A 21,457-nucleotide genomic window follows, 5' to 3' on the forward strand; every position below is an offset into this window, starting at 1 on the left:
TATAAATGCGTATTGGAGTAAGATAGCGCAAGGAAAAGAGAGAAGTATATAAATCGTTTTTTAACAGAATATTAACATGTGGTTTATGAATTTAATCAGTCAAAATGATCAAATGTTATTGAATTGTTTACAATTTAACTTGAATAAATATAAACCCGTGACACGGGTAAATAGAATTTAAAATGTGTATTAATTTATCAGAAAATGGAGATTAATAACGCCAGAGTGTTTAGAAAACGAATTAACTTGATAAAAAGAACTAATACATCACAAAAATCTAGCCATTAAATTGATTAACCAAATAGGGCGATCAGCATATTGTTAATATTTTATCGTTAACCTCTAATCATGTTTTATTATCGTTTACTCTAATAGAAGAGCGAAATACAAAAAATAAAGCCCAAAATATCAAATTGATTAAATTACAAATTTATTCATAAATCGATAAATTTTCTACTTCGATAGTTTAAATTAAAATTAAATCACAATAATTTTTGCTTGATTTATCTGCGGTTTGCAAACAAAAATTGATCAAACACAACCATCGTTTGTTTTATTACAAAGCATCTTGAATTTTAAATAAAGCTCATATAGAATTAGCTAATTAGATAATCTACATTGTTTATCGAATTAGTTATATATTTACATGTGCAGTTAAGGATTCATAATTATATCCAAGAAAAAAATTATAAGATTTTGGTGAATATTTATTGGCTGTTGACCTAACGCGATAAACGATATCAAGAAAATCTGGATATAAGGAAAAATAATCATAATAAAACTAACTGGAGTGTTAGATTATGGATAATAAATACGGAGTGAAAGAGGTTAATGGTAATGATGCAGAAATACCGTTAACACCAGGTCAACATGGTTTGTTATTTCATGCATTGACCGATGAAGGAAATAGTCATTACCACGAACAATTTGTTTGCCGTTTCTCTGAACGCATTGATGTGGAACTGTTTCAATGGGCTATTGAGACTTTATTTAGTAAACATGATTGCTTTCGTACCCATTTTTCTTGGCATGAAGGGCAGCAACCTTGTCAAATTATTAATCAAGATCTTCAACCGTCTTTTTATGTCACAGATATTAGTTCAGTCAGCGACAAAACACATTTTCCACTCAATAACCAGATTCCGCTAGATTATCCACAAGATAATGACGTAGAGGCCTTAATTAATCAATTTCTCCGTATTGATTTGCAACATTCTTTTGATTTGAATACGATTCCAGTTAGAGCCTATCTTATCCAATTACCTAAAGAGAGTGTATTTGTATTAGCTTACCACCATATTGTTATGGATGGTTGGAGTTTAGCAATCTTCTTACAGCAATTGTTAACAATTTATAATACAACTAAAGAAACGGGTATTAAAAATGGACAGTTGATTTCATCAGTACCACTTAAACCATTTATGCAAGAAATTGCTAAAAGTCAACAAAATTTTCAACGTGACTATTGGGCAAATTATCTACAAGATTTAACACCAAGCCATTTTGAACCTTTATCTTTACTACCTGATTCAAGTGCTTTGTCTGATAAGTCAGTTGTTTGGTTAGAAAGTACTTTATCACAAGTAATGAATCAAAAGATTCAACAATTGTGTGGGCAATATCGAATCACATCGGCTTCACTATTCTATGTTGTTTGGGGGATTTTGTTACAACGCTGGCTATATAGTGAAGATGTGGTCTTTGGTGCTACGTTTTCTGGACGAAATGCGGCGATTGAAGACATTGATAGTGCATTAGGATTATTTATCAATACCTTACCGCTAAGATTTAAAGATGATGGCTCCAGTACGTTAATTGATTATTTACAACAAATGCATAATAGGCTAATGAACCATTATGATCATGAATATGATTCATTGGCTAAGATAAAACAAGTTACCCCTCAAGCCGATTATCAAGGTGAATTATTTGATTCATTAGTTGTAATTGAGAATTATCCGATTGATTCCTCTCAATTAACTAAAGAAGGACAAATTAGTATTGAGAGTATGCGTGTTCAGGAGCAAACGCATTATCCACTCTCATTGGGGGTAGTAAATCAAGGTGGTTTTTTAATTAAGATTGGTTATTTTCGACGCTATTTTACCGATCACATGGCTCACGCTTTGCTTGAGCATTTACATTATTTACTTGAACAGATTGTGGATAATCCGCAATGTACACTTGCTTCATTACGCAATATATCGCCTGAGCAGCAGCAACAGTATATTCAAACACAAATTAATACTATGGCGGAACAACAATGGGATCGCCAATCAAATATCGTAGAACAACTTTACCAAGTTGTTGAAAGCGAAGGGGAACGAATTGCGGTGGTTGATGAACAGCAATCATTGACCTATCGACAATTGGCCGAGAAAGCCGATCATATAGCGCGATTCCTCATTGAGCAGGGCATTAAAACAGGTGATTTTGTTGGTATCATCAGCGAACGCACGGTAGACACGGTTGCAGCAATAGTCGGTGTTGTGCGAGCAGGTGCGGCTTATATTCCAATTAGCTCTGAATACCCACTTGGACGTATTCAAGAAATTATTGATGATAGCCAATTATCGATATTATTAGTACAACACAAAACGTTTGATGTATCAGTTAAACAGTTTGATCTACTAACATTACCTGATGCGCCGATTGTTGATTTTCCAGTTATTAATCGCGATGGCCATGCCTACATGATTTACTCATCGGGCTCAACCGGTAAACCAAAGGGTATTTTAGTTTCTCATCGTGGCGTATTACGTATCATTCAAGCAGAAAGTCCTGTTAAATTACCAACTTATACAAATACTTTACTTGTACCGCCATTTGAATTTGATGCATCAGTTTATGATGTTTGGGCAACCCTCATAAATCGCGGTAAATTAGTTTTACTAAGTCGGCAGTCATTGTTTGATATTGATATTATGACCAAGACTATCATTACACACAATGTCAGTCATGCATTAATCACCACAGCATTATTAAATACCTATGTTGCTGAAGGTGCCGAATTTTTTTCCCATTTGAAACATATTATTTCAGGGGGGGAACCATTATCCGCGCGCCATATTAATCAATTGGTTACTCAATATCCACATTTACAGATTGTTAATGGTTATGGTCCTACAGAAAATACGGTCTTTACCACAACTTATTTAATGGATCACTTAGTTCCTGATCGCGTACCGATAGGTTATGCAGCACCTGGTTCTTCAATTTATGTACTTGACCTTTATAATCACTTGTTACCGATAGGGGCGATAGGCGAACTTGCTAGTGGTGGTGATGGTGTTGCATTGGGTTATTTAAATAGATCTGAATTGACTGAAGCGGTATTTATGGCAGATCCATTTATTTTAGGCGGTACGATGCATAAAACGGGTGATTATGCTCGAATGTTAGATGATGGTTGTGTTGAGTCGTTTGGTCGTAAAGATGGTCAAATTAAAATAAACGGTCAACGTATTGAAATAGAAGAAATCACACAACGATTATTGGATTGTCAAGGTATAACTGAAGCTGTTGTATTAACTTATACAGTACGCGATAGCCGTCATATTGGTGCAGTAATTTGTGTTGATCAAAGTTATAATCAAACGCATACACAATCCTATTTAATTGAGACATTACCTGCTTTTGCAATACCAGAGCCAATTATGGTGGTGGATGCCATTGCGAAAAACCACAATGGTAAATCCGATCTTGAGCTATTACGCAAACAGATTCTGACTAAACAACACAATCAAACACAAACGCAAAACGTCATTCAATCAAATTTAGCGATTGCTTTAAAATCAATATGGCAACAAGTTTTAGATCTGACTCAAATTGATGGTAGTAAATCCTTCTTTTCCTTAGGTGGAACATCATTAGACATTATTAGAATTAAAGGTGAAATTAAACGACAACTTGGCGTTGATGTTGATATCACTGATCTATTTAAATATCCAACTTTAGATTCATTAACTGCTTATCTCAATACGCACTCAGCTGTTAAGCTAAATGATCCTGAAATTATAGCTGATTTTAGTGACACACCGATTGCAATTATCGGAATGGCTGGCTGTTTCCCCGGTGCAATGAATATTGAATCGCTGTGGCAATTGGTTTCTGGACGTGAATCGGGGATTACCTATTTTAGTGATGATGAATTGTTAGCTTACGGGGTATCATCCGATCAGCTTTATAATAATCATTATATAAAAGCGAAAGGGGTGTTAGATGATTTAGAATGGTTTGATGCGGATTTCTTTGGTTATACCCCAAATGAAGCAGAATTAATGGATCCGCAAATTCGATTACTCCATCAATGTTGTTGGCAAGCGTTGGAAAATGCAGGCTGTGATCCAAATAACTACGCTGGATCCATTGGAATATTTGCGGGGCTTTTAAGTTCACCATATTGGTTAAAAGCGGTGTTAGAAGATAACCCTGATGCCACTTCATTATATAAAGCCAGTATGCTGAATGTGAGTGCTGCGACCGCATTAATTGCTCATGCATTAAATCTAACCGGACCAACAATCACATTGGATACTGCGTGCTCCACCTCAGCGGTAGCCATTCATCAAGCCTGTAATGCATTACGTAATGGTGATTGTTATGCTGCTCTAGCTGGCGGAGCTTCAATCGAAATGCCAGCTTATCGTGGTTATGAATATCATGAAGGAATGATCCATGCCAAGGATGGCGTCTGTCGACCTTTTGATAGTAGAGCATCTGGAACGATTACCGGTGATGGTGTCGCCATGGTAATGCTAAAACGTTTGGATGATGCTATTAAAGATAAAGATAGTATTTATGCCGTGATTAAAGGATCAGCCGTTAATAATGATGGTCATGATAAGGTTGGTTACACTGCACCTAGCGTAAATGGACAGCGAAACGTAATTCGTTTAGCCATGAAGCGTGCACAGTTTAATCCTGATAGCATCGGCTTGGTTGAAGCGCATGGTACGGCAACCGCATTGGGTGATCCGATTGAAATACGTGCACTTAATGAAGTATTTGGTTCGTCTGCCGCGCCATATTGTGCTGTTTCAGCAATCAAGAGTAATATTGGTCATCTAAATTCCGCTGCAGGGGTAGCGGGGGTAATTAAAACAGCGTTAGCTTTACATTATCAGGAATTACCACCAACTGCACATTTTCAGCAACTTAATCCAGCAATTGATTTAACAGATTCTGCTCTTTATATCAATAGTCAGTCGCAATCATGGATTCAACCGCGTCCACATAGAGCAATGGTTAGTTCATTTGGTATTGGTGGAACAAATGCTAGCATTGCATTAGAAGATTATCCTGTTCCAGAAGATGATCATGATCAAATACGTGATTATTATTTATTACCATTCTCGGCCAAAACAGTGTCTGCGCTTAATTCAAGAGTGATCTCGACATTAACGCATGTCAAACATACGCCGAATATTCGATTACCAGATGTCGCTTATACCTTACAAACAGGTCGTAGCGCTTTTAAATATCGACGAGCCTATTTAGTTAGTCGTGGATCAAAAATTGATGTTGCATCAAGTACCATATTAAATGCATCACAGTTCAATGGTTCCAGTGAATCTAATGGTATTTGTTTTATGTTCCCTGGACAGGGGAGTCAATATCGCACAATGGCAAAAGGACTGTATACGCATCAACCTGTTTTCCGTGAACAAATGGATAACTGCTTTAAAGCGTATCATGACATTTGTGCAATAGATCTTAAAGATATCTTGTTTAATGATGAGTCAAAACATGATATTAATCAAACGATTTACACCCAACCGGCATTATTTAGTGTTGAATACAGTTTAGCTAAAACCCTTATCGGAATGGGAATTAAACCCACTAGTATGATTGGGCATAGTTTGGGTGAATATGTTGCTGCTTGTCTTGCTGGTGTTTTCTCCCTTGAAGATGCCATCCGAATTATTGAGGCACGTGGGCGATTAATGCAGTCTATGCAAACAGGTAGTATGCTTGCTGTGTATTTGAATCGTGCTGAACTTACACCTTGGTTAACTCAACACCATGAGATTGAATTAGCTGCTAATAACAGTGAACGTTTTTGTGTAGTTGCTGGTCCTAATGAGGTTATTGATGCCTTCGCTCAGGCTTTAACAACAGCTAATATTCAACATGCTCGGCTTAAGACTTCTCATGCTTTCCATTCAGCAATGATGGAGCCTATGCTACCTGCGTTTGCACAATTATTAAATCAAGTTTCATTGCATGCACCGCAGATTCCATTTATTTCCAATGTCTCAGGTCATTGGATTACTGAACAGCAAGCTACCTCAGCCGATTATTGGGTGCAACAAGTTCGCAGTCCTGTTTTATTTAATGACGGTGCCACAGAATTATTAACGGATAGTACTTTATTTGTTGAAGTAGGTCCGGGAAAAGTCCTGTCGACTTTTATTCAAGGTAATCAACGCTATCAAAAACAGGTAACAATTCAATCGGTACGTCAAGCCAAAGCACAAGTTGAAGATGATCTTTTCTTACAAAACGCCTTAGCTATGCTATGGGTGAATGGCGCCAATATTGATTGGCAAACCTTTAACCAAGGCTTCTTAGGTCGTCGTATTGCATTACCGGGTTATCCATTTGAACAGAATTATTATTATCGTTATGGCGTGGCCTTATCGAATTATCAACAGATGCCACATCCTGCCCGTCGACCGAAAAATGAGTGGTTACAACGGATAGTTTGGCAAGAAGATAATACCTTAACCAGCCAATCCTATTACCCAGCTGATTCCTTAATTATTATTATTGGCGATAATAGTGAATGGATAAAACAATCGCTTGCGCTTGAGGGTATTAATAGCGTTACCGTTGCAGCACCAATTGGGCAGCCAGATGAATTATGGACGCCTAACGATATTAATCTGCATTTCCAATCGTTAGTTGAAATATTAAAACAACATAATTATCAACAATTACATTGTATTTATCTAGCGCCAGAATATTTATCATTGGCTCAATCATTATCTAGTATATATCGTGTAGTAACATGGTTTACACATAGTTCAATGTCCTTGGCTTCAATCACGTTACTTACTCAAGGGGCATTTCGCATTTTACAAGATGATATTCCTGATCCAGCACAAGCAGCTTTATCAGGTGCTGTTAATGTATTACGCCAAGAGTTAAATCCAACAGTAGTACGTCTTCTTGATTTTGCAAGTGAAATCAGTGCAAATGACATGGGCATCATAAATCGTCATTCTGATAGTACTAAAGATCCAGTGATCATGGCGGTGCGTGAGGGAGTAGCTTATTCGCGACAAATTATAGCTAACCAACTACCTGCTGGTGCAATGCCAACCGGTATACAATCGGGTAGTGTTATCTGGATTATTGGTGGTGAGAAAGGGATTGGTCGTGTCATTGGTGAGATGTTAGCAGCGCGAGACGGGGTTAATGTCATTTTGAGTAGTCGTGAAGCTCACCATGATCAAGCGGTATTGGCTGCCGGTAGCCAAGTGATGCACTGTGATGTGACTTCGGCGCAAGACGTGGATGACTGTTTAACCAAAATATTGGCGCGTTATCATCGTTTAGATGGTGTGATTTTTGCTGCTGAATCAACCACAGCGCTCACTTTACATCAATTAACCGAACCAATGTTGATCGATTCCCTATTAGTCAAAGGGCAAGGTACAGCTAATCTTATTGAAGCATTAGATCAACACGGTTTACTTGATGAACGTCTTATGTTGCTGTTTTGTAACTCGTTAGCTGCGCTTAACGCAGAGGTAGGGCAATTGTGTTATGCATCAGTAAGTGCATATCTCGATACCTTGGTTGAACAATTACGCTTGAATTATGGTGTGAACGCCTTAAGTATCCAATGGGATGGGCTAAAAGAGCAAGGTATGTTGCTTGAGGCGATTAATGGCAGCGAAAACCCATATCTGCGTGGTTTACGTCCATTGTCTAATGGCGTGTTACTACGGGCTTATAAGCGTCAAGGAAGTGGTGCGAGTTATTACGCACGTTTATCCCCTGAACAACATTGGTTATTAGATGAACATCGCATTGATGGTATTGCCACTCTACCAGCTACAGGCTATTTAACACTGGTATACGAAGCCATGCACCATTATTTAACTCAATCAATGTTAACCATAAATGAGTTAGTTTTCTTAGCACCACTCCAAGTTAAAGATGGCTATTGCGCTGATATCTTTATTGATATTAATCCTATCGATACTGGATTTAGTGTAGAAGTAAAATCAATTAATGATGTATTTAATTCGACGTTGACTACTCACGCTAAAGGTGTCGTATCTGAACTTACGGCACCGGCTATGGATAAGCTCGATCGTCAAACTAAATTACAGTCCATGCAGGATGTCGGTGACAAAATTCACGATTTAGCCGGTGAACATTTTAGCTATGGTAAACGATGGCAAAGCCTGCAACAAGTTTATTGCAATAAGGAAATGACCCATGCTCTGGCAACATTGACTTTACCAATTGTAGCCGAGCTAGATGATATTGCTTTACACCCAGCGTTATTAGATATAGCGAGTGGTTTTATTGAACAAATTGAAGGATTCAATACGCAAACGGTACCTTTCTTGTATCAACAATGCCATATCTATCAAGCTATGACGCGTACCGTATATGTTGAAATGAGAGTTACTCAACATCAGGCTAATGAAGATAACTACACCTTTACTGTTTATTCCGATAATGGTGAAGTCATTTTACATTGTAGCAACTTGATGAAGCGTAAAGTTCAGATCCAAACGCTAAATCTGCGAACGGAACAAACTTTACCAATTCCATCTGCAGAAAACTATCAATTGCAAGTTGATCGGCAAGCGACGAATGAAAGTCCGTTATTTATCCAACCGATCCCTCGTAAAGCCCCCGCTGATGATGAAGTTGAAATTGAGGTGCTGGGAACAGGTATCAATTTTAAAGATGTCTTATTCGCAACAGGATTACTTAAACAAAACCCAGATGAAGCACCATTACAAATAGGGTTGGAGTGTGCCGGTCGGATTGTGCGAGTTGGTCAAAATGTCAAAACCTTTGCTGTAGGTGATGATGTGATGGCTATTGTACAGGGAGGTTACTCTGGCTATGTAACCGTTAATAGTCATTTTGTTGTGCGCAAACCGAAGAATTGTCGTATTGAACAAGCCGCTGCTTTACCTGTAGCTTACTTAACCGCTTATTACGCATTAGTAATTAGAGGCAACTTAAAACAAGGCGACAAGGTACTTATTCATAGTGCTTCTGGCGGGGTAGGATTAGCGGCAATTCATATTGCTAAACGATTTGGTGCACAAATTTACGCTACCGCAGGTAGCGATGCTAAGCGTGAATATCTTGCTACATTGGGCGTGGAATGTGTTGCTGATTCACATAGCGATAGCTTTGCGACAACGATCATGAACCATTCGCAAGGTCAGGGAATGGATATCATACTTAACTCATTAACGGGCTCATTAATTGATGCGGGTTTGAGCATTTTAGCACCATTAGGGCGTTTCCTTGAGTTAGGAAGTAAAGATATCGTGGAAGATCGTCCTTTACCGATGCGCTTCTTTGCCCATGGTGGCACTTTTATTCCGATCAATTTCCACGCTGCAGATCGGAATATTCAAAATTATTTACAACAAATTGTAACTTGGATTGATGACAAACAATTGCCATTACTGCCATGTAAAACAATACCTTTACCCGAAGTACGCAATGCCTTTGCTGTACTCACTACACCGCAACATGTGGGGAAAGTTGTATTAACTCACCGCAATAGTGTTGGGATGGATCGCATTAATGCCATGTTTGCTGAACGAAGACTGGGTGCTTATGCCTTTAGCTTAAGTAATGCGGAAGCAATGTATCAATTAAGGCCATTGTTAAAAATGCGCAGTCCATGGGCGCAAGTAGTGATTTCTCCGCGTAAAGTTAATGACATGACATTAGGTAATCGTGTGGATCGTAGCCATTCCGATGATGATGATTTACATGGCGTGCAAAGCACCCAACGAAAACGACCGAGACCAAACCTTAGTACGGCTTATCAAGCACCTGAACGTGATATAGAACAAACGTTGTGTCGTATTTTGGAAGATTATTTAGGGATTAATAATGTTGGGATTGATGACCATTATGAAGCATTAGGCGCCACTTCATTAGATATGGTGCAATTGAGTGGCTTAATTGCGCGTCAATATCCTGCTGTCAGCGTTGTTACATTGTATAACCATACTACGGTACGACAGTTAGCACAATTTTGCATACCTTTAGACAAGGAAAGTGAGGTTAAGAAAACCTCAGTAACGGGATCAGCCAAAGCAGAGCAAAGACCAAATACCGTCGCTAAGCGAGCGCTACAGATTGCAAAGAATAATATAAAAAATCGTTAGAAAACTCGTAATTTGGGCGTTATCGCCCAATAAAAAATAGGGATAATTATGGTATACAATAGTGAAATGACCGGTATGGAAATCGCTATAATCGGTATGGCAGTTCGATTTCCACAATCTTCCACACTACAAGAATTTTGGTCTAATATCATACAGGGAAAAGAGTGTGTCACTTTTTTCTCTGCGGAAGAGTTACGGGCTCAAGGGATAGATCAAGCGACAATAGATAACCCGTCATATATTCGTGCTAAACCCTTTATCGAACATGTCTACGATTTTGATGCCTCTTTTTTTGGTTACAGCCATAAAGATGCGGAAGCATTTGATCCGAAAACTCGAGTGCTGCATGAAGTGGCTTATCATGCCTTAGAAGATGCCGGTTATGCTAAACAGATTGATAACTTAACAGTTGGCGCCTATCTGGGGGTTTCAGAAGATATTGAATGGCTACGCCGTTCTATGACTAAGATTGATGGCGATGCACTAACCCGTTTTTCATCGGGTGTCTATGGACATAAAGATCTAAGTGCTCTGTTTATTGCCCATAGTTTGAATCTTACTGGACCGGTATTTAGCTTATATTCTAGTTGTTCAACGTCTCTAAGTGCTGCTCATATGGCATGTCGTAGCCTATTATTTGGCGAATGTGATTTGGCATTAGCTGGTGGCGTTACTATCGATCTGCCACAAAAATCGGGTTATTTTTGTCAGCAAGGTATGATCCATTCGACCGATGGTCATTGCCGTCCATTTGATGCCAATGCTAGCGGAACTTTATTCGGTGATGGGGCAGGCGTCGTTGTATTAAGGCGTTTAGAAGAGGCTATCGCACAAGGTGACCGAATTTATGCTGTTATTCGTGGTAGTGCGGTTAATAATGATGGTAGTCAAAAAATGGGCTTTGCTGCACCTAGTCAGGCGGGGCAAAAGAAAGTTATTCAAGAGGCACATCGTTTAGCCGAAGTTGAACCAGAGACGATCAAATATGTGGAAACGCATGGCACAGGAACACATATCGGTGATCCTATTGAGTTTTCAGCATTAAGTGAGGTTTTCACTTCTACTGAGCAACAATACTGTGCCTTAGGGGCGGTGAAAGCAAATATTGGTCATACTCACGCTGCTGCAGGTGTTGCCGGTTTAATTAAAACCGCTTTAGTGCTTCATAATCGCACGATACCACCATTAGCCAATTACCAAACGCCGAATCCAAAAATCGATTTAGCACTATCACCATTTTATATTCCTACTCAACCTTTACCGTGGTCAGAAACAACCACACCACCTCGTGCAGGAATTAGCTCATTTGGTATCGGTGGAAGTAATGTACATATTGTTTTAGAAGCTGTGAGTACGGAAGTTGGTGAGGATAATACCAATCTATCCAGTATTATTCCTTTTTCAGCCCCCTCGTTTAATCAGCTCGATCAGATTGAACAGCAATTGACACAGTTAGTTAATGAAACTAACCACCATATTGTAGCCTATACTCAGCAAGTCGCTCGTCCTGAATTTGATTGTCGGCGTGCGCTTAAGATCGATAACCATGGACAAGCAACAATTTTACCTAAGTTGCATCATTTTATACCTACTGCGACATTAGGCATTGAGTGTGCCGATCTACGTCAGCATGCTGATGCCAGCCAAGCGTATTTATTTAGTCAATCATCAGGCTATTTGCAAGAAGTGACGGAATTACTTAATACCTTAAACACATTATCACTTGCACAACATTTTCAAAATGAAACAGAAGTATGGGCACAGGCACAAGCGGGCAGTCTCTTAGCTAGAGGATGTTTAGCTATTGCAAGCCTTAAATGTTGGCAAAAATTGCTACCGTCACTCACCGTTTTTTCTGGTGAAGGGTTAGGTTTATTACCGGCAGCAGCCGTTGTCGGTGTTATTGCGTTGGATGATGTATTACAAATATTATCTGCTTTAGACCAGAATGTAGAACAAATTAGCATTCCAGAGGTTAAATCACCACTAGCCGGTTATACCTTATCACGGCAAAAGCAGAGTTTAAGTATAGAACAGTATCAAGATATTGGCTTTTGGAGTGAGATATTATTAAGTCATTCGTTAGCAACGCTGCAATCTAATGACAATGTAAATTGGCTTAACCTAACCGCATCTGATAAAGGTGAACTGTCGGCATTAATGATAGCTGCACAGTTATGGTGTGAAGGCATCGCTGTTAATTGGCAAATATGGTATGGCAATCGCATCTTAATGCGTGGCGATGCGTCACATTATCCTTTCAATCGCCACTATTATCCATTACCGGAAGTTAAAGAGGTTTATAGCTCAGTTAGTGCTGATAATCAACAGCAAACCACAGTACATCATTCTTATCAACCTCGACCTCAATTAAGTGTTCCTTATGTAGCACCAGAAACCGCAGCAATGAAGTTCATTACCGATTTGATATCCGACACACTGGAAATTGAACCAATCGGCATAAATGATGACTTTTTTGAACTGGGTGGTCATTCCTTGCTAGTCACGCAACTTACCTCACGATTAGAGCGTAAATTCGCTGTCAGCATCGATCTGTTAGCTTTAATGGAAACACCTAATCCACGCAGTATTTACGCCCATCTTGCAGAACGCTTGGGTGGCGAAGACAAATTGGAATTAGCATGTCAATAAAGGAGTGAAATAATGAAAGTAGCGATAATAGGTGCAGGAGTTATGGGTACCGGTGTTGCCCATAATTTAGCGCAGTATGGTATATCGACCATAGTGGTTGATAATAATGCAACGCAGTTGGATAATTGTCGAAAAGCAATTAAAGCAAATTTACGCTTATATCATTTCCATCCGCACCATAAAAAAGATACAGCCAATGTTGAAGAAGTGATGAGTAATATTCATTTTACGACCTCACTAGCAGAGATTGCTCAATGTGATGTTGTGATTGAAAATATTACGGAAGACGTTGCTTTAAAAACCAAACTGTATAGTGAAATGAACCAGATTTGTGGTAAAGATACAGTTTTTGGTGTGAATACTTCCGCCATCTCAATTACAGCCATCTCTAAATTAATGCAACAACCGGAAAACGTCGTCGGTGTCCATTTTATGAATCCAGTACCGCTTATGCATACTGTTGAACTGATTCGTGGTGTCCATACCTCTGAACGTGCATTAGATACATTCCATCAATTATTTGCATTAGTAAATAAGACCGGCATTGTTGTTAATGACTCACCAGGTTTTGTCACCAATCGCGCAATGATGATATTTGTCAATGAAGCGATTTTCATGGTGCAAGAAAATGTCGCTAAGGCAGAAGATATTGATACGTTATTTAAAACCTGTTTCGGACACAAAATGGGACCACTACAAACGGCTGATCTCATTGGTCTCGATACAATTTTAAAATCACTAGAAGTCTTGTATGAGAGCTTCAATGATGACAAATACCGTCCTTGCTTCTTATTGAAAAAAATGGTGGATGCTGGCTACTTAGGCGCCAAATCAGGTCAAGGGTTCTACAGTTATCAACAATCGTATTTGCTTTAATTAAACAACATATAATGATAAAGGAATGAAATTATGGATTCACAAGAAATGAAAGCTGCTGTTCGTCAATTCCTCGCGCGTTCTTTACGTGGGCACACATTGGGTGATGATGATGACATTTTCTCACTAGGATTAGTTCACTCATTGTTTACCGTACAAATTATTCTATTTATTGAAAAGACCTTCCATGTTGAATTAGAAGTGAGTGAATTAAAGATCGAGCAAATTTCATCAGTGAATAAGATCGTTGAGCTTGTTCAGCAAGAACTTAAAAACTAACTAAGAAGTGATATATTATGCTAGAACAATATCATACAACCCGGCAAAACGTCAGCCAATTTGTTAACAGCACGCTTAACGGCGTTGCTGCTCAAATTGAGCGTGATCAGTTCATTGATGCACAAATCATATCGCAGCTAGCTAAGGCTGGCTATTTAGGGGCTTCTATTAGCAAAAAATATGGTGGGAGCCAAATGGACTCTTACCAGTTATGTGCCTTGCATGAAACAATTGCGGCGGTGCATGGTTCGTTAGAAAATCTAATTACTGTAACCGGTATGGTTAGTACACCAATCCAGCGAGCAGGTAATAAGGCTCAAAAAGAGTACTACTTACCAAAACTTGCTTCAGGGGAGTTGGTCGGCGCAATAGCCCTGACAGAACCTAATATTGGTAGTGACTTAGCCAATGCTGAAACACAATTAACGCAAGACGGTGATGGATGGCGCTTAAACGGTAAAAAGAAATGGATTACTTTAGCACAAATCGCTGATTTCTATATTGTACTTACCCGTTTTGATAATAAAATGGCCACGGTGATCATTGATCGTAATACTGAAGGATTAACCGTTACGCCGATTCGCGACCTATTAGGGTTACGAGGCAATATGTTAGCAGAATTAAATTTTGATAACTGTCGTCTTGAAGCCGATGCGTTACTCGGACAGATCTCCTCTGGCGTACCGTTATCCGTCAATTTTGCACTGAATGAAGGACGCTTTACAACAGCTTGCGGTAGTTTGGGTCTTTGCCAAGGCGCTGTTGATATTACCGAACAGTATATCCGTCATCGCAAACAGTTCAAACATCGTCTATTTTCACATGGTATTGTGCAACATCTATTTACAAAAATGTTAACGCAAACCCGTTCAGCGCGGTTAATGTGCTTTAGCGCTGCTGATTACCGTGAAAATCTGCATCCCGATATGATTAACGAAACCCTAATGGCTAAGTATATTGCCTCCACCGCAGCCGTTGAAGTTGCGAGCAATGCTGTTCAGTTATTAGGTGCAAATGGTTGTCAAGCGGATATGCAAGTAGAACGATACTACCGTGACGCGAAAATCATGGAAATTATAGAAGGGACAACCCAAATTCATGAAATTCAAATTGCCATGAATTACATGATGAATGGTAAAGGGAGTGATAAATAATGCAAACTTTAGCGTTGGTTTTTCCCGGTTCAGGATCACAATATGTCGGTATGGCAAAACGATTGTATGAGAATTATCCTCAAGTTCAGCAATTGTTTGCTGAAGCAAATCAAGTCACTGGGCTGGACATCACCACGTTATGCATGACAGGGTCAATTGTCAAATTGTCAGAACCGACAGCAATGGCATTGGCCATCTTCACTACGAGCGTTGCTCACTATTTGGCTTTTGAGCAGTATCTGTCTGAAAACGGCAATCCTGCTACTATCGGCTACATGATGGGGCACAGTCTTGGTGAGTATACTGCCTTAACATGCAGTGGTGCGTTATCGTTTGCTCAGGCACTGGAATTGGTTGCTTTGCGTAGTCGGTTAGCTAGTAATATTGCTGATCAGGTTGATGCCGGTACTTCTATTATTAAACAGGGTAATTTGGATTTAGTCACTGCCGCCTGTGAATTTGCCTGCAAAGAGACTAACTTGCAGGTTGGAATCGCCTGTTATAACTCAGATCAACAATTTATGTTATCCGGTCACAATGAAGCAATTATTGTCGCTGAACAGTATTTGTTAGATAACGATTCACAAGTACAAGTAGTGCCACTAATAGGTGGGGTTCCATACCATAATCCTTTATTACGCCCTTATGGTGTTGAATTGCGTCAAGTGTTACAAACATGTCAATGGCAGCAACCTAACTGCCAAGTCATCGCAAATGTGAGTGGGCAACCTTATGCCAACGCAAACATGATGATCGATTTGTTAGAGCAACAATTATCGCAACCCGTACAGTGGCAACGTGGTTTAGAGTATTTAAAATCTGAACAAGCACCTATCGTCATTGAGATCGGACCACAAAGCGTTTTAAAAAATCTATTACTTGAAAATAACTATCCGTCTGATGTCTTCGCTTTTGATGATCGTCAAGATCGTGAAAAGCTCAAACTTGCCCTAAATAATACATATTTAGACGATAAGGATTCTTATCAACGTTGGTACATCAATCAGTTGACTAATGCGATTACTGCAACACGTAATCATAATGCCAACAATACTGATAGTAATGCACAATTGAAAACAATTTTAGGTCAATTTTTCAGCCAGATACAAGCCATAGAGCAACGTGAAACGATTAGTGATCAAGATCTTGAATTGCTAAATCAACTGTTTGAACAAGTGTTAGTACTTAAAGGCAGTTCGCAACAAGAGATAGCAACCTGTCGAGGGATGTTAACTAAATAAACAATAAATAAGCCCATACGGATTTATGGATTTTGAGGAAGGGTATATGCAACTGCATGAAAAAGTTGATCAGCCTATCTTGGATGATCAAACAATCGTTGACTATTTATATCGTATTGCCGACAGTTATGCTGATAAATCGGCTGTATTTATGGGGGACAAGGTCGTCACCTATCGAGAATTGAACGAACGTTCAAATCAATTAGCGCATTATTTACGAGAACAAGGTATTGGTGCAGATAGTGTAGTTGCCATTATGTTTCCGCGAAGTATTGACATGCTAATTGCGATTTTTGGTATTGTCAAAGCCGGTGGGGCTTATTTACCCTTAGCTCCGGATGCGCCAAGTAGCCGAATTGATAATATACTGGCTGCCAGTGAAGCTAAATATGTTATTTATCATCAGCATGATAATAAAAATTGGTCGATACCTATGTGTCATGTGGATGATACGGCGGTGCTCAATATGCCGACGAGCAATTTAGCTTATCGTCCTTCACCTAATCATTTAGCCTATGTGATTTATACCTCAGGTTCGACGGGGGTACCAAAAGGTGTGGCTAATGAACACGGTGCATTACTCAATCGAATTGTTTGGATGCACAAAGCTTACCTAATTCATGATCAAGATGTCTTGTTCCAAAAAACAGTTTATACCTTTGATGTTTCCGTGTGGGAAATGTTCTGGTGGGCAATGTATGGTGCGTCGGTAGTATTATTGCCATCGGGGCTAGAAAGTGATCCGCGCACCATGTTAAGACTTATTCAACGACATCACATCTCAGTCATGCATTTTGTACCATCAATGTTAAATTTGTTTGTTGAATACCTTGAAATCAAACATGATCCGTCGCTCAGTGCTTCCTTAAAATGGGTGTTTGTCAGTGGTGAAAAACTCAGTACATATAGCGTTACTAATTTCTATAACGAAGTGACAGACGCAACGCTCGTCAATCTTTATGGACCTACCGAAGCCGCGATAGATGTGAGTTATCACACCTGTTTACGCCATCATGATTATCAGGATGTTCCGATCGGGCGTGCGATTGATCAATGTCGGTTATATGTCTTAGATGAAGCGCTCAATGTTGTTGCTGACGGTGAAGAAGGTGAATTATATATTGCGGGTGTTGGCTTAGCTCGCGGTTATTTAAATAATCCAACCTTGACCGAACGCAGTTTCTTTATGCATCCGACACTTTGTCATAATGGACAACCCGAACGCGTCTACAAAACGGGTGATTTAGTACGCAATGATCCTCAAACTGGCGAGATTTTTTATATAGGACGTAATGACTTCCAGATTAAAATAAGAGGACTGCGTGTTGAATTAGGGGAAATTGAAGCTCATATTATGCGTTACCCTAATATTCAACAGGTAGCGGTGGTTGCCGATCAGGAAGATGTCGATCACCAACTCATTTATGCCTTTATAGTCAGTACCGCAACGATCGATCTCAATGATCTGCTTGCTACTTTATCGGTTTCTTTACCGGATTACATGTTACCAAATCGTTTAATTGCGCTTTCCGCGTTACCACTTTCCGCAAATGGTAAATGTGATCGTAAGCAGCTTATTGCGATCGCTCGGCAGCAAACGGCGTTATGTATTGATCTGCGTCAATCAACGACTGTGCAGTACTGCCCATTATCACCTATGCAAGAATCTATGTGGTTTATGCAACAACTGGCGCCGGATGTTGCTCTATATAACAACCCTGCTGCGTTGCAGCTAGAGGGGCAATTAGATATGGCTCGTTTAGAAGAAGCGATAAAGCAGTTAATGCTGCGCCATTCGTTATTACGAGCAACCATAGCCGTACAAGAAGGCAAACCAATGTTAGCCATCACCGCTAACTTACCGGAGCCATTATTTGAAATCAGTCAATTATCATCAAGCAATGATTTAACTCAGCAAATCAATCTTAAGGTATCAAAACCGATGCCTTTAACAGAAAAAACACCACTTTGCCGTTTTGAACTGATTAAACTCAACGATACTAACCATGTATTAATCATTCATTTGCATCATATTATTAGTGATGGTTGGTCAAAAGGCGTATTAGTACGCGAACTACAGACCATTTATAACGGTGAAGTTATCAATGGTGATCCGCCTATCAGCTATATTGAGTACATTAAAGAGCAAGAACAATGGCGACAAAGCCAACAGTATCAAGAAGATATCGTTTATTGGCGTGAAACATTGAGTGGTAATTTGCCAGTATTGGATATTCCTAGTGATCGACAACGCCAATATATCAATCAACATCGAGGTGCTTTTGTTGCATTCGAATTGCCTAGTGCATTAAGCGACGCGGTAGCAGCGAGTGGTCGTGCGCAACGCGTTTCTTTATACAATTACTTGTTAGCCGTTTTTATTGTGCTACTGCAACGAAACGCCCGTCAACATGACTACATTGTTGGTATGCCTATAGCAGGTCGTTTATCAGAAAAAAGTGAACAACTAATTGCACCATTGATAAATGTATTGCCGTTACGGTTAACCGTAGATAATGACATGTCATTTTCAGCACTGGTACAAGCGGTAAGAGGGCAACTATTTTCATCATTTAAGCATCAACGGTTAGGTTTTGATGAAATAGTCAGAACGTTAAATATTGAACGTAGTGCTGGACATTTTCCGGTATATCAATGCATGTTCCAGTTAGACAATATGCCAATGGCTCGTCCAACACTCAATGGATTGACAGTCACACCATTATTACTCGATACCGGAGCGTCACAAGTAGATATTTCGTTAAGTATGCAATATATCGATGGACGAATGACCGGTACCTTTGAATATGATGCTGATCTCTATACTGCTGATAGAATTAATAACTTCATTGAGCAATTTCGTGACTTGCTTGTTGCGACTAGCCAACAACCTTCGATAACTGTAAATGAATTAGTAAAATTCAGTCACCACGAATTTAATTGGTTAAATCAACAAAATTCGACGACGAAGGCTTTGCCATCAGAAAGTAATTTAGTGCAACTATTGGCACCCCATTATCAACATGCAGCAAATCAGATAGCACTGCGACATGGTGATGATGCATTGACTTATGCTCAATTGCAACAAGCGATCGCACGGATACAGCAATGGTTGATTACCCAAGGTATAAAGACGGGTGATTATGTAGTAATTATGTTGCCTTTATCCTGTGATTTAATTATCACACAATTAGCCGTATTAGCGATGGGGGCAACTTATGTTCCGATTGACAATGATGCACCTTTGGAACGTAATACACTGATCTTAAATCAGATTGATGCTAAATTATTGATTACAACATCTGATTTAGTTCAACAACCACTCTCTAAACTATCTGCCACAACCTTGCCAAATTGGCAAACACTATCGCCAGTTAGTGAAGCTGATTTAGCTAGTATGGTGGTCGCTAACGTTTTAAACCAAGACGCTGTCATTATCTTTACCTCTGGCACCACAGGAATTCCTAAAGGCGTCAGATTAACACAATTAAATCTCATTAATTTAATTTGCTCATTTATTCAGAGCTACCAAGTAAACCGTAATGATGTGTTACTGCCGATAACCTCTGTAGCGTCAGCAAGTTTTGTTGGTGAAATGCTGCCAATCCTTGCTGCTGGTGGCTGTTTAGTGTTAGCAGAAAAAACACAGAGCCTAGATGCGCAATCCTTTGTAGCATTACTCAAAGCACAGCAAGTCACGATTGTCAGTACAACACCTTCACTCTCAGCTAGTCTTTCAACCTTGCGTCAAGAGTTAGGGGTATTACGACTGTTTCTCTGTGGAGGTGAGGCTATGGAATATGATCAGATAGCACCTTTATTACCGCATATGCAAGTGGTAAATGGTTATGGACTGACAGAAAGCGGTATTTGCTCAACCTATTACATGATTGAACCACGTACAACGCAACAGCAAGAACCATTATCTATTGGACGACCAATTCAAAATACCCAAGTTTATGTCGTTGATAGCGAGCATAAATTAGTACCCCCTGGCGCCGTCGGAGAACTGTGTTTTTCAGGCTTAGGGATATCACCGGGTTATTTGGATGAACAACACAATCAACATCGTTTTATTCAGCTACCGGAATTACCGGATGTACGAGTGCTCAAAACCGGTGATCGGGCGCGTTGGGCATTGGATGGCAATGTGTTCTATTTAGGTCGTGAAGATCGCCAAGTGCAAATTCGTGGGCATCGTGTAGAGCTAGGCGAAATTGAAAGCCAACTAAAACAGCATCCCGATATTGCCGATGCATGGGTTAATGTTCGTCGTAATGCCTTAGCAACACCAATCTTAGTGGCATTTTATGTTAGTAAGAACGGTGCCGTTCTTGATGCGCAACAAATACGTATTTGGCTCAGTATTCGCTTACCGTTGCATATGCTACCACTATTTTATCTCCCGTTACCGGCGTTGCCAATTGGGGTAAACGGTAAGGTTGATCCACGCCAATTACCTGAAGTTGATTTAAGTCAGCTTGAAGGACAAGGCGAATGTGTTGCAGCCACTAATGAATTAGAACGTCAATTAGTCACGATTTGGCAACAACTTCTTGGTGTTGAACAAATTAGCTGTGCAACTAACTTTTTTGATTTAGGCGGTCATTCATTGCTACTGGTACAAATGCAGCAAATGATTGGTCAAGTCTGTAAACGCCAAGTGTCATTAGTCGATTTAATGCGTTTTACCACTATTAAGCGCTTGGCCAGTTATTTACAGACACCAAGCAATAATCAAGAAGTAGCACAAGATCAGGCCTTACAACAGAAACGAGCGGATAACCAACGCTCAGCGTTCAGTTCCGCACATTGGGGACGTAAAGGTTAAAACACAGCATTTTGAATAAATGGAATAGACAAATTT

7 protein-coding genes are annotated in these 21,457 nt (G+C 39.5%); all 7 read left to right on the top strand.

Annotation, left to right across the window (positions count from 1 at the left end; translation table 11 throughout):
* Positions 1–800: 800 nt before the first annotated feature.
* From clbB to clbH, 7 genes are read left to right on the top strand one after another with little or no spacing between them, the layout of a single operon-like run.
* Positions 801–10,388: a colibactin hybrid non-ribosomal peptide synthetase/type I polyketide synthase ClbB gene (gene clbB / locus FPB0191_RS02835; RefSeq protein ID WP_039103877.1), complete on the top strand. Its 9,588-nt coding sequence runs from the start codon at positions 801–803 to the stop codon at positions 10,386–10,388.
* A 48-nt stretch (positions 10,389–10,436) separates the two neighbouring features.
* Positions 10,437–13,040, top strand: coding sequence for a colibactin polyketide synthase ClbC (gene clbC / locus FPB0191_RS02840; RefSeq protein WP_039103880.1), 2,604 nt, complete (start codon positions 10,437–10,439; stop codon positions 13,038–13,040).
* 12 nt (positions 13,041–13,052) lie between these two features.
* Entirely contained in the window at positions 13,053–13,916 is an 864-nt protein-coding gene (gene clbD / locus FPB0191_RS02845; protein ID WP_039103882.1) for a colibactin biosynthesis dehydrogenase ClbD, read from the top strand.
* Between the two features lie 33 nt (positions 13,917–13,949).
* A complete protein-coding gene (gene clbE, locus FPB0191_RS02850; RefSeq protein WP_039103885.1) occupies positions 13,950–14,195 on the top strand; it encodes a colibactin biosynthesis aminomalonyl-acyl carrier protein ClbE in 246 nt (81 codons plus the stop codon).
* Positions 14,196–14,212: 17 nt separating this feature from the next.
* Positions 14,213–15,349, top strand: coding sequence for a colibactin biosynthesis dehydrogenase ClbF (gene clbF, locus FPB0191_RS02855; RefSeq protein ID WP_082018218.1), 1,137 nt, complete (start codon positions 14,213–14,215; stop codon positions 15,347–15,349).
* Complete coding sequence (clbG, locus tag FPB0191_RS02860) at positions 15,349–16,590, top strand: colibactin biosynthesis acyltransferase ClbG (protein ID WP_089504395.1); 1,242 nt, start codon at positions 15,349–15,351, stop codon at positions 16,588–16,590. Before clbF ends, clbG begins: the two co-directional genes overlap by 1 nt.
* 46 nt (positions 16,591–16,636) lie before the next feature.
* Positions 16,637–21,421 (top strand): colibactin non-ribosomal peptide synthetase ClbH, encoded by a 4,785-nt coding sequence (gene clbH / locus FPB0191_RS02865; protein WP_039103889.1) that lies wholly within the window; start codon positions 16,637–16,639, stop codon positions 21,419–21,421.
* The last annotated feature ends 36 nt before the right edge of the window (positions 21,422–21,457 follow it).

Origin of the sequence: Frischella perrara (assembly GCF_000807275.1) — a bacterium.
Classification (GTDB): domain Bacteria; phylum Pseudomonadota; class Gammaproteobacteria; order Enterobacterales; family Orbaceae; genus Frischella; species Frischella perrara.